The 11,460-nt window shown below is 75.8% G+C and carries 11 protein-coding genes; 2 read left to right on the forward strand and 9 right to left on the reverse strand.

The window, feature by feature from the left end; all coding sequences use genetic code 11:
- Positions 1-6: 6 nt before the first annotated feature.
- The 7 genes from hemB to BLS67_RS02850 all read right to left on the reverse strand — a co-directional run bounded on the left by hemB (position 7) and on the right by BLS67_RS02850 (position 7,648).
- Complete coding sequence (gene hemB / locus BLS67_RS02820) at positions 7-996, reverse strand: porphobilinogen synthase (RefSeq protein WP_091239015.1); 990 nt, start codon at positions 994-996, stop codon at positions 7-9.
- Entirely contained in the window at positions 993-2,534 is a 1,542-nt protein-coding gene (locus tag BLS67_RS02825) for a uroporphyrinogen-III synthase (RefSeq protein WP_091239018.1), read from the reverse strand. The genes hemB and BLS67_RS02825 overlap by 4 nt, the downstream gene beginning before the upstream one ends.
- Before the next feature lie 76 nt (positions 2,535-2,610).
- Complete coding sequence (gene hemC / locus BLS67_RS02830; protein WP_091239022.1) at positions 2,611-3,540, reverse strand: hydroxymethylbilane synthase; 930 nt, start codon at positions 3,538-3,540, stop codon at positions 2,611-2,613.
- Complete coding sequence (locus tag BLS67_RS02835) at positions 3,537-4,904, reverse strand: glutamyl-tRNA reductase (RefSeq protein ID WP_091239026.1); 1,368 nt, start codon at positions 4,902-4,904, stop codon at positions 3,537-3,539. Before BLS67_RS02835 ends, hemC begins: the two co-directional genes overlap by 4 nt.
- Positions 4,901-5,572 carry a redox-sensing transcriptional repressor Rex gene (locus BLS67_RS02840; protein ID WP_091239029.1) on the reverse strand — a complete coding sequence of 224 codons (672 nt, stop codon included), beginning with the start codon at positions 5,570-5,572 and terminating at the stop codon, positions 4,901-4,903. Before BLS67_RS02840 ends, BLS67_RS02835 begins: the two co-directional genes overlap by 4 nt.
- 245 nt (positions 5,573-5,817) lie before the next feature.
- Positions 5,818-6,057, reverse strand: coding sequence for a glutaredoxin family protein (locus BLS67_RS02845; RefSeq protein WP_091239444.1), 240 nt, complete (start codon positions 6,055-6,057; stop codon positions 5,818-5,820).
- Positions 6,050-7,648 carry an AMP-binding protein gene (locus tag BLS67_RS02850; RefSeq protein WP_242653752.1) on the reverse strand — a complete coding sequence of 533 codons (1,599 nt, stop codon included), beginning with the start codon at positions 7,646-7,648 and terminating at the stop codon, positions 6,050-6,052. The genes BLS67_RS02845 and BLS67_RS02850 overlap by 8 nt, the downstream gene beginning before the upstream one ends.
- A 161-nt stretch (positions 7,649-7,809) precedes the next feature.
- On the opposite strand from BLS67_RS02850, the gene BLS67_RS24015 reads away from it, so the two are divergent.
- Both BLS67_RS24015 and BLS67_RS02860 read left to right on the forward strand, forming a co-directional pair.
- Positions 7,810-8,604, forward strand: coding sequence for a sigma-70 family RNA polymerase sigma factor (locus BLS67_RS24015; protein ID WP_278247100.1), 795 nt, complete (start codon positions 7,810-7,812; stop codon positions 8,602-8,604).
- 121 nt (positions 8,605-8,725) lie between these two features.
- Positions 8,726-9,877, forward strand: coding sequence for a hypothetical protein (locus tag BLS67_RS02860; protein ID WP_091239034.1), 1,152 nt, complete (start codon positions 8,726-8,728; stop codon positions 9,875-9,877).
- Positions 9,878-9,918: 41 nt separating this feature from the next.
- Here BLS67_RS02860 and BLS67_RS02865 read toward each other — a convergent pair whose 3' ends face one another.
- On the reverse strand, positions 9,919-11,031 hold the full coding sequence (locus BLS67_RS02865; protein WP_131801657.1) for an HNH endonuclease signature motif containing protein: 1,113 nt from the start codon (positions 11,029-11,031) through the stop codon (positions 9,919-9,921).
- Between the two features lie 20 nt (positions 11,032-11,051).
- A partial coding sequence (locus BLS67_RS02870; protein ID WP_131801658.1) for a DUF222 domain-containing protein occupies positions 11,052-11,460 on the reverse strand: 409 nt, incomplete at its 5' end.

Raw genomic sequence — 11,460 nt, forward strand, 5'->3', positions numbered from 1 at the left:
GGTGGGTCACCGGACCCAGCCGGCCGCCTCGACCGCCCAGTAGGTGAGCACCGTGCCGGCCCCGGCCCGGCGGATGGCGGTGAGCGTCTCGAGGATCGCCCGCCGCCGGTCGAGCATGCCGCGCTCGGCGGCCGCCTCGACCATCGCGTACTCACCGCTCACCTGGTACGCGCTGACCGGGACGTCGACGGCGTCGGCGACCTGGCGCACGATGTCCAGGTAGGGCAGCGCCGGCTTGACCATGACGGCGTCGGCACCCTCGGCGAGGTCCTGGGCCACCTCGCGCAGCGCCTCGGCGGCGTTGGGCGGGTCCATCTGGTAGGTCGAGCGGTCGCCGAACTGCGGGGCGCCCTCGGCGGCCTCGCGGAACGGGCCGTAGAAGCCCGAGGCGTACTTGGCGGCGTAGGCCAGGATCGGCACCTCGGTGAAGGCAGCGGAGTCCAGCCCGGCCCGTATGGCGGCGACCTGGCCGTCCATCATCCCGCTGGGGGCCACCAGGTGGGCACCGGCCTGCGCCTGGGCGATCGCGACTGCGGCGTACCGGTCGAGCGTGGGGTCGTTGTCCACGACCCCGGCCGGGGTGACCACGCCGCAGTGGCCGTGGTCGGTGTACTCGCACAGGCACAGGTCGGCCATGAGCACGAGCTCGTCGCCCAGATCCGACCGGAGCCGGCGCAACGCCTCGTTGACGATGCCGTCGGCGGCGTCGGCCTGCGAGCCCACGGCGTCCTTCTCGGCGGGGATGCCGAAGAGCATCAGCCCGCCGATGCCGGCCTCGGCCGCCTCGTGGGCGGCCTTGCGCAGCGAGTCGAGCGAGTGCTGGACGACGCCGGGCATCGAGGAGATCGGCACCGGCTCGGTGATGTCCTGCTTGACGAACACCGGCAGCACGAAGTCGGCGGGGGCCAGCCGGGTCTGCGCGGTCAGCCGGCGCATGGCCGGCGTCGAGCGCAGCCGCCGTCCCCGCGCGAACCCCGGGCTGGCCCCCCCTGTCATTCGGCCGAGCCCTCGGCCTCGGCGCGGCGGGCCTCGGCGAACGCGGCGAGCGCGTCCACCAGCGGGCCGACCGCGGCGGTCTCGGGCTGGACGTCGACCCGCAGGCCGAACTCGGTGGCGCTGGCCGCGGTGGCCGGGCCGATCACCGAGACGACGGTGCGGGCGTGCGGCTTGCCGGCGATGCCGACCAGGTTGCGCACGGTCGAGGACGACGTGAAGCAGACGGCGTCGAAGCCGCCGCCCTTGATGGCCTCGCGCACGGCGGCGGCCGGCGGGGCCGCGCGGACGGTGCGGTAGGCGGTGACGTCGTCGACCTCCCAGCCGCGGTCCTTCAGGCCCGCGGTGAGGGTCTCGGTGGCGATGTCGGCGCGGGGCAGCAGCACCCGGTCGATCGGGTCGAACACGTCGTCGTAGGGCGGGAAGTCCACGAGCAGGCCCTCGGAGGACTGGTCGCCCGAGGGCACCAGCTCCGGGACGATGCCGAACTCGCGCACGGCCTGCGCGGTCTGCTCGCCGACGCAGGCGACCTTGACGCCGGCGAACGCGCGGGCGTCCAGGCCCAGCTCGGTGAACTTCTCGCGGACGGCGCGCACGGCGTTGGTGGAGGTGAAGATGATCCAGCCGTAGCGGCCGGTGACCAGGCCCTTCACGGCGCGGTCCATCTGGGCGGGGCTGCGCGGGGGCTCGACGGCGATGGTGGGGACCTCGACCGGCACGGCGCCGTAGGCGCGCAGCCGCTCGCTCATGTCGCCGGCCTGCTCCTTGGTGCGGGGCACCAGCACGCGCCAGCCGAACAGCGGGCGGGACTCCCACCAGCCGAGCTTGGCGCGCTTGTCCACGACCGAGCCGACGGTGACGACGACGGAGCCGGTCAGCGACTCGGTGCCGGCGTCCTTCTCGGCGACGGCGCCCAGCTTGGCGGCCACGCTGCGCTGCGAGGTGCCGGTGCCGTCGGCGGTGACCAGGATCGGGGTCGAGGCGGACAGCCCGCCCTCGACCAGGCCCGCGGCGACGGCCGGCAGGCCCTCGGCGTGCACCTGCAGGACCAGCGGGCTGCCGGTGCCCAGGGCGGCGGCGGCCAGGGCGCCGAGGTCGACGGGCTCCTCGCCGCGCAGGTCGGCCTGCACCGAGCCCGCGCCGATCGCGACACCGGCGTAGGCCGGGACGGCGGTGCCGACGGCCACCCCGGGGACGACGTCGAAGGGCACGCTGGTGCGGGTGACCGCGAGGGTCTCCTTGACCACGGCGTCGGTGGTGAACGGGTCACCGGCGACCAGCCGGACGACGACCGAGCCGTTCTTGGCAGCGGCCACGGCAGTCTTGGCCACCTCGGCCGGCTCACCGGTGACGACGGTCAGCTCGAGGTCGGGGTGCACCTCGCGGACCGCGTCGGTCAGCGGCGACGGGACGCCGGCGTCGGCCAGCACCAGGTCGGCGGCGGCCAGCGCGTCGGCGGCGCGGGTCGTCAGCAACCCGGGGTCGCCGGGGCCGGCGCCGACGAAGACGACTCGGCCGGTCTGCTTGCGTGAGCGCGTCATCGCGTGCTCTCCATCTCCGACCCCGGGGTGGGGTCGCTTGCGGTCGGGCTGGGGGTCTGGGGGGTCGTGCTGGGGTTCACCGGCTGGCCGCCATCAGGGCGGCCGCACCGCGGTCGAGCAGCTCGGCGGCGAGCTCGCGGCCCAACCGGGCTGCGTCGGTCGCCGGCCCGGACGTCGAGCCGCGGACGGCGTCGCTGCCGTCGATCGCGGTGACCGAGGCCCGGAGGTAGAGCTCGTCCGCGCCGTCCTCGCCCTCGCCGATCTCGGCGTGGGCGGCGACGGGCGCACTGCACCCGGCCTCCAGGGTGGCCAGGACCGTGCGCTCGGCCGCGACGCAGGCGCGGGCACCGGCGTCGTCGAGGGCCGCCAGCAGCGACCGGGTGACGTCGTCGTCGCTCCGGCACTCCACGGCCAGGGCACCCTGCGCGGGGGCGGGGAGCACCTGGAGCGGGTCGAGCACCTCGGTGACGGCGTCCAGCCGGCCGAGGCGGGCCAATCCTGCCCGGGCGAGCACCACCGCGTCCAATTCGCCCGAGGTCACCTTCCCCATCCGGGTGTCGACGTTGCCCCGGATCGGCACCACCTCGAGGCCCAGGCCCAGGGCCCGCAGCTGCGCCACGCGGCGCGGTGCACCGGTGCCGACGGTGGCCCCGGCGGGGAGCTCACCCAGGCTCAGGCCGTCGCGGGCCACGAGCGCGTCGCGGGGGTCCTCGCGCGGCGGCACCGCGGCGATCACCAGGCCGGGCTCGTCGGCGGTGGGCAGGTCCTTGTAGCTGTGCACGGCGACGTCGACCGTGCCCGCGTGCAGGGCGTCGCGCAGCGCGCTGACGAACACGCCGGTACCGCCGAGCTGGCTGATCGCCGCCGCGGACCGGTCGCCGTCGGTGGTGATGTGCACCAGCTCGACCGGGCGCCCGCAGGCCGCGGTGATGGCCTCGGCGACGTGCCCGGACTGGGTGAGGGCCAGCTCGCTGCGCCGAGTGCCCAGCCGGATCGGCCCGCTCACGAGGCGTCCCGGTCGGGCAGCTGGTCCAGGGTGGTGGAGGCGGTGGCGTCGACGGTCACGGCGTCGGACAGCACGGTGGTGTCGGCGTCCAGACCCAGGCCGAAGAGCGCACGCAGCGCGTCGGCGTAGTCGGTGCCGCCCGGGGCGCTGGCCAGCTCCTTCACCCGCACGGTGGGCTCGTGCAGGAGCTTGTCCACGACCCGGCGCACGGTGCGGGCGATCTCGGAGCGGGCCCGCGCGTCGAGGTCGGGCAACCGGGTGGACAGCCGCAGCAGCTCGGCGTCGACGACCACCGCGGCCTGGCTGCGGAGCGCGGAGACGGTGGGGGCCACCGCGGCGGCCTGCCGCTCGGCGCGCAGCAGCGAGGTCTCGAGCTCGACCAGGGCGTGCGCCGCGGCGATGTCGTCGGCGGCCACCGACCCGGCCACGGGCTCACCGGGGTGGGCCGCGCGCTCGCCCTGCAGCATCGCCAGGTCGACCACGTGCACGCCGGGCAGGGTGCCGACGGCGGCGTCGACGTCGCGGGGCAGGGCCAGGTCGACCACGACCAGCGGACGGTCGCGCCCGACCATCGCGGCGGTGACGACGTCCGTGCCGATCACCGTGCCGGTCGCGCCGGTGCAGGTGACCAGGACGTCGGCGGCGGCCAGCTCGACGCCCAGCTGCTCGAGGTCGACGGCGCGGCCGCCCAGGGACTCGGCCAGCCGGGTCGCGGTGCCCGGCGTCCGGCTGGTCACGGTGACGGCGGCACCCCGGCGGGCGAGGGTGGTGGCGGCCAGCGCGCCCATCGACCCGGCGCCGACGACGAGCACGGGCCGGCCGGCGAGGTCGCCGATCCGGTCGGTGACCCGGTCGAGGGCGACCGACACCAGCGAGGCGCCGGCCCGGTCGATGCCGGTCTCGCTGTGCACGCGCTTGCCCACCCGCAGCGCCCGCTGGGTGATCGGGTGCAGCTCGCGGCCGATCGTGCCCTCGGCCTGGGCGAGGGCGTAGGCCGCGCGCAGCTGGCCCAGCACCTGGGTCTCGCCGACGACCATGGAGTCCAGCCCGGCCGCGACGGTGCACAGGTGACCGATGGCCTGGTCCTCGTAGTGCACGGTGACGTAGGGCGAGAGGTCCTCGACGCCGGTGCCGGCGTGCCGGGCCAGCACCCGGCTGACGTCGGTGACGCCGCCGTGGAAGCGGTCGACCTCGGCGAAGATCTCGACCCGGTTGCAGGTGGCCAGCACCAGCGCCTCGGAGACGTGCTCGCTGTCCAGCAGCTCGTGCAGGGTCTTGACGGTGTCGTCACCGCTCATGGCGACCTGCTCGAGCAGCGTGACCGGCGCGGTCTGGTGGCTGATGCCCACGGCGAGGAGGCTCATGGCAGCGCCACCTGCTCGGTCTGCACGTCGACACCCTTCTGCCGGTCCAGGAACGCCAGCACCTGGAGCTCCACCGACAGGTCGACCTGCCGGACGTCGACCCCGCCGGGGACGACCAGCGCCACCGGCGCGAAGTTCACGATGCTGCGGACGCCGGCGGCCACGAGCCGGTCGCACACCGCCTGCGCCACGGCCGCCGGGGTGGTGACCACCGCGATGGTCACCCCGTGGGCCGCGACGACGTCCTCGAGGTCGTCGACCGGGCGCACCGCGGTGCCGCCGACGACGTCGCCGACTCGGGTCGGGTCGGCGTCCAGCAGGCCGACGAAGGAGAACCCGCGGCTGCCGAACCCGGCGTAGCCGGCCAGCGCCGACCCGAGGTTGCCCATGCCGACCAGCACGCACGAGCGGGCCTGCTCGACGCCGAGGGCGCGGGCCAGGCGCTCGCGGAGCGCCGGGACGGCGTAGCCGACCCCCCGCACGCCGCAGGGGCCCAGGTAGGAGAGGTCCTTGCGCAGCCCGGCCGGGTTGACGCCGGCGGCCGAGGCCAGCTCACCGCTGGAGACCGAGGTGCGACCGCTCTCGGCCAGTCCGTTGAGCACCCGCAGGTACACCGCGAGGCGGGCGACGGTGGTCTCGGGGATGACCCGGTTCCGCGGCTCGCTCATGCGCCCTCCTCGTCCGGCCGGCACGGGGCACCCCGGAGGCGCCGGACGGGCTGGGTCACGGGCGTCTCCACGGCGATCCGCACGCACGGGGCGGTGTCGCCGACATCGGGGGTGTCTGGCCGGGGCGCGTCGGGCTCCGGCTCCGCCACGGTAACCGCTTGTGAACGCCGGAACAAAGTTCGGCGACGCGTATCCGCAGGTCACCGCCGTCCGATGTGGCCGACGCCACCCCGTGGGCGGGTGGGTCAGCCCGCAGCGAGGTCCCGGCGGAGGCGGTCGACGTCCACGGTGAAGTAGCTGTGCTCACGTCCGTCGAGCAGCACCACGGGCACCCGGTCGCCGTACTCGGCCTGCAGCTCGGGGTCGGCGTCGACGTCGACCTCGGTGACGGCGAGCCCGTGCTCGTCGGCCACCCGCCCCAGCGTCCCGGCGGCCACCGCGCACAGGTGGCAGCCCGCCCGGGTCAGCAGCTGCAGCTCAGCCATCGACGCCCGCGCCGTCCACACCCTCGACGTGCTGGGTCTCCTCGGCGACCAGGTGCAGGCCGAGCTCGCGCAGCCGGGCGCGGCTGACCTTGCCGGTCAGCGAGTGCGGCAGCTGGTCGACGAAGTGGATGCTGCTGGGCACCTTGAACCTCGCCAGGGACCGGGCCGCCTCGGTGCGCAGCTGCTCGGCGGTCAGCGCGGACCCCGGCGTGCGGACCACCACCGCCCGCACCGACTCCCCCGTGCGCTCGTCGGGCAACCCGATGACCGCCGCCTCGGCGACCTCGGGGTGGGCCTCCAGCACCCGCTCGACCTCCAGCGGGTAGACGTTGAAGCCGCTGACCAGCACCAGGTCGCGGCGGCGGTCGACCAGGTGCAGGTCGCCCTGGGCGTCGCGGTAGGCGATGTCGCCGGTGAGAAGCCAGCCCTCGTCGTCCGGTCCGTCGGCGCCGTCGGGCCAGTAGCCGGCGAAGAGGTTCGCCCCGCGCACGCAGACCTCGCCGGCGCTGTCGGGCGGGTCGTCGCCGAACGGGTCGCCGAAGACGTCCTCGCGGACCTTGCTGCCGGGGTCGGGCCCGGCGCCCGGTCCACCGGCGCTGTCCCGCAGCACGAGCTCGACGCCGGGCACGGGGGCGCCGATGCAGGCCGGCTTGGCCCGGCCGGTGACCAGCGTGGTGGCCAGCACCGGCGCCGCCTCGGTCAGGCCGTAGCCCTCCCAGACGGTGACGGCGGCCCGGTCGCGCATCGCCGTCCAGACCCGGGGCGCCAGCGGGGCCGAGCCCGAGCTCGCGGTGTGGACGGCGGCGAACGCGCGGCGCAGCGCGGTGTCCGAGCCCGCGGCGTCGGCCGCGGCCAGCCAGGCCTGGTACATCGGCGGGGCCGCGGGGACGGCGGTGACGCCCTCGGCGGCCATCAGCGCCAGCGTGCCGACCGGGTCGAACGCCGGGACGACGACCCCGCACGAGCCGGTGGCCGCGACCAGCCCGAGGCCGCCGTTGAGGCCGTAGACGTGGAACAGCGGCAGCGCCAGGAGCACGACGTCGCCGGGGCGCACCGGGGCGGGGTCGACGGCGAGCACCTGCTGCTGGTTGGCCAGCAGGGCGGCGTGGGTGAGCATCGCCCCGCGCGGGCGGCCGGTGGTGCCGCTGGTGTAGCCCAGCAGGGCCAGCGCCGAGGGGTCGTCGGGGTCGGCCGGCGGCTCGCCGTCGGCCTCCGGCGGCCCGACGACGACGGGCACGCCGTCGAGGTCGGCCCGGGGCCCGGCGGTGACCAGCGCACGGGCGCCGGAGTCGCCGAGCAGGTGGGACAGCTCGGGGTCGGTGTAGGCGGTGTTCACCGGGACGACGACCAGCCCGGCCCGCAGCGCGCCGACCACCGCGAGCACCCAGTCGACGCCGTTGGGCAGCTGGACCGCGACCCGGTCGCCGGCGACCAGGCCCCGTGCGGCCCAGCCGGCGGCCACCCGGTCGACGGCGGCGGACAGCTCGGCCCAGCTCAGCCGCCGGTCGCCCTCGACCAGCGCAGGTGCCTCGCCGTGGGCGTCGGCGGCCGCGCGGACCAGACCGTGGAACGTGCCGGCTGCAGGGGCCACGACGGGCTCTCCCTCCTCCACCGGGCGGCCGGGCGGCCGGGGTCCGGTGCTCTCACGTGGACGCGGAGGCCCGATGTTGTCACCATGGGGCCGACCTGCGCAGGTCAGGGCCCGGATGCACCCACCTGCCCCGTGCCGCCGACGATGATGGGGGGACATCCGTGTCCCTCCGCGGTCGTGCTGCCGATCCCGTCGACGCGGTCACCGCGCTCCCCCCGCCCCGTCCCCGGCCGCGCCCGCGCCCGGCGCCGTCGCCCCGCCGTCCGGTCGACGAGGCCCCGGCCTCGCACCGGGTCCCCGAGCCGACCCCCGCGCCGGAGCCCGTTCCCGAGCCCGTTCCGAAGCCTGTTCCGGAGCCCCCGTCGGTCCCGGCCGAGGTCGAGCAGCCGGCGCAGCCCGAGGGCGAGGAGCAGGTCACCGTCTGGGCGCTGGTCGAGCAGGCGCAGGCCGGCGACGCCGAGGCCTTCGGGCGGCTCTACGACCGCTACGCCGACATGGTGTTCCGCTTCCTCTACCACCGGGTGACCGACCGGCAGACCGCCGAGGACTTCACCAGCGAGACCTTCGTGCGGGCCCTGCGCCGCATCGACTCGCTGTCCTTCCAGGGCCGCGACGTGGGTGCCTGGCTGGTCACCATCGCGCGCAACATCGTGCTGGACCACGTGAAGAGCAGCCGGTTCCGGCTGGAGGTCACCATCGGCGACATGCGCGACGCCGACCGGGTGACCGACGGGCCCGAGGACGCCGTCCTGCAGAACCTGACGAACGCCGAGCTGCTGGCCTGCGTCGCGCAGCTGGGCGACGAGCAGCGGGAGTGCATCGCGCTGCGCTTCCTGCAGGGGCTGTCGGTCGCCGAGACCGCGGCCGCCATGGGCAAGAAGGACGGCGCGATCAAGGCGCTGCAGCACCGCGCCGTGAAGCGGTTGGCCGCGCTGCTGCCGGAGGGTCTGCGATGACCCGTCCGGGTGAGCGCGCAAGTTACCTGCGGGTACCCCGTATCGGGTCCCCGTGGACCTCGTTGACCGCGCTGACACGGTCCTCCGGGCCGGTCGACGCACACGGGGATCGGGGAGCACGGTGAACGACGAGGAGCTGCAGGAGGCGCTGGTCGGGCGGCTGCGGCTGCTGTCCCGCGGCGAGCCGGACCTGGCTCCCGACGTCCGGTCGGCGCAGCGGGCCCGGCTGGTGGCGATGGCGGCGGTCCGGCCGACGGGCGAGGTGCGGTCGCCGGAGGCGCGACCGGGTCGGTGGCGGCGGCTGGTCGCGGCCCGGGCGGTCGACGCGCCCGTCGCCCGGTGGCGGACCCGGCTGACGGCCGGTCTCGCCGGTGCCGCGATGACCGTGGGCGCCCTGTCCGGGCTCACGGCGCTGGCCCAGGGCGCTGAGCCCGGCGACCTGCTCTACGGCCTCAAGCGCGGCAGTGAGGACACCCGGCTGGCGCTGGCCAGCGACGCCGACCGCGGTCTCACCCTGCTCGGGTTCGCCAGCAACCGGCTGACCGAGCTGGCCGACCTGACCGGGTCCGACGTGGGTGCGTCGCCGGTGTCGGTCGGCCCGGCGGACGCCTCGGGCCTCGCGGTGGCCGCCTCCGGGGTCGACGCCGGCACCGTGGTCGACGTCCTGACCACGATGGACGACCAGACCACCGAGGGCACCTCGTGGTTGGCCACGACCGCTCTCGAGACCCGGGACACGGCGGCGTTCAGCACGTTGAGCCGGTGGGCCGGGCAGCAGCATGCCGGGGTCGCGGCCCTCGACGTCCCCTCCGGCGCCGAGGAGGCGCGGTCCGAGGCCCTCGCCCTCGTCGACGAGGTGGCCGCCCGGGCGACCGCGCTCCAGGCGACGCTGCAGTGCCCCGCCGGGGTCACCGCGCCGGGCACCGATCGCCTGGGTCCGCTGCCCGGTGAGTGCCTGGCCGTGGCGCCCACGCCGTCCTCCTCCGCCGCACCCTCGACGGAACCGGACCAGGGCGCGACCCCGGCCCCGGGCACCGTCAGCGGGCAGGCGCCGGCCAGCAGCGCTGCCGGGGCGACCACCGCGGCACCGTCCGGCGGCAGCGGCGGCACCGGTGGGGCCGCGACGCCGTCCACCACGGCCGCAGCGCCCACGACGGTCCCCGCGCTGCCGACGACGGTGCCGTCGACCACGGTCCCGCCCCTGGTCGACGTCCCGCTGCCGCTGCCCTCGACCACGATCTGCGTCGGCGGCCTCATCTGCGTCGGCGGCTGACCCCCGCTCGCTGCTGCACGGCCCCACGGCCGATGGTCGCGTCAGAACGGCGGTGGGTCGTCCGTGGGATCGTCGGGCGGTGCTGGCTCGGCGTCGAGGTCGAGGACCTCGCCCATGGCCGGTGGTCGGGTGGTGCGGGTGGTGCCGCCGGGGGTGGTGACGTGCAGGGTGCCGTCGGCGCCCATCTGGAATCGCCAGCCGGGGGAGTGGGTCTTGAGCCGGTGGTGTCGGCGGCAGAGCATGGCGAGGTTGCGGACGCAGGTGGGTCCGCCGGCGGTGGGGTTGTGGTGGTCGTAGGGGATGACGTGGTCGGCGTCGCAGGCTCGGGCGACCTGACGGCAGCCGGGGAACCGGCAGTGCCGGTCGCGGGCACGCAGATACCGGTACTGCGCCGCCGTCGGCGTGTACCTGGATGCGACGGGTGGTGGCCCGACCCCTCGCCCGGCCTTCGCGGCGATGACGAGCTCCTCGGGGGTGGCCACGGCCAGCAGTCGGCCGCCCTGGCCGGTGATGGTGAACGCCAGCTCCCCACCGCCGTCGGGGTGGGTCAGGCCCAGCGCATCGATCCAGGTCAGCAGCGATCGCACGGCCGCCGGGGTGACCGACAGCCCGTCGACGTGCCCGACCTGCGCACCACCGAAGGCCACCTGTTCACCGGCGAGCGGACCGACCCCGGCATCGGGCACACCTGTCCCGTCGTCGGGTGGACCGGTCCTCGCCGAATGCGCAGCACCGACTTCCACCTCGGAGGCTTCGCCGGCAACGGTGTCCCCGGCGTCGGCGTCGGCTTCGGCGTCGGCTTCGACTTCGACTTCGACTTCGGTGTCGTCCTCGGCGGAATCCGCGCCGGAGTCGAAGTCCGCGGAGCCGCCGTCGGTATTGCCGTCGACGTCGGCAGTCGCGGCGGACTCACCTCCGACATCGGCCCCACCGGCTCGAGCCTCGGCCTCGGCCTCGGCCTCGGCCTCGGCCTGGGCTTGGGCGATGAGGGCGCTCAGGTCGGGCACCAGCAGGTCGGCCAGGTCGGCGTTGACCGTCAGGTGCGCGATCGCCGGGTCCAGCTGCTCCCACGGGCGGGTCAGCAACGTGACCACCAGCTCGGTCTCGATCTCCCCGGACGGGCGGGTGTCCCCGTCGGCCTTCAGCTTGCGCACGAACGCACCCAGCTGGGCCTTCACCAGCTGGCGTCGGCGGCCTCCAGGTTCGTGGCCCGGAGGTCGGCGAGGCCGTCGCCGGTGCCCTGCACCCTGACGCCGGCCTCCCGCTTGCGCAGCGCCTTCCGCCGATCCGCAGCCTCGGGATCGGCCGCGATCAGCGCGGCGTCGATCCGCTCCCGCAACGTGGTGGGCGGGCACCCGGCCGCTGCCCATCCCACCGCCTGGGCGGCGATCGCATCGATCACCGCGTCGTCGACCGGCCCGCCCCAGGTCGCGGCCTGGTAGCGCAGGGCCTTCACGACCACCTTCGCCCGGGCCTCGTCGATGCGCCCGTCGGCCAACGCGTGCCACACCACCGGGAACTGCCGCACCAGCGCCAGGTCGTCGTCCACGAGGTAGCGGGCGGAGGCCACGGACATGTTCAGC

It is taken from the genome of Klenkia soli, assembly GCF_900103975.1.
Lineage (GTDB): Bacteria > Actinomycetota > Actinomycetes > Mycobacteriales > Geodermatophilaceae > Klenkia > Klenkia soli.

Excerpts from the sequence above, each read along its gene's own strand:
- hemB (WP_091239015.1), bottom strand. The coding sequence starts at position 996 with ATGACAGGGGGGGCCAGCCCGGGGTTCGCGCGGGGACGGCGGCTGCGC.
- BLS67_RS02825 (WP_091239018.1), bottom strand. The coding sequence starts at position 2,534 with ATGACGCGCTCACGCAAGCAGACCGGCCGAGTCGTCTTCGTCGGCGCC.
- BLS67_RS02835 (WP_091239026.1), bottom strand. The coding sequence starts at position 4,904 with ATGAGCCTCCTCGCCGTGGGCATCAGCCACCAGACCGCGCCGGTCACG.
- BLS67_RS02840 (WP_091239029.1), bottom strand. The coding sequence starts at position 5,572 with ATGAGCGAGCCGCGGAACCGGGTCATCCCCGAGACCACCGTCGCCCGC.
- BLS67_RS02845 (WP_091239444.1), bottom strand. The coding sequence starts at position 6,057 with ATGGCTGAGCTGCAGCTGCTGACCCGGGCGGGCTGCCACCTGTGCGCG.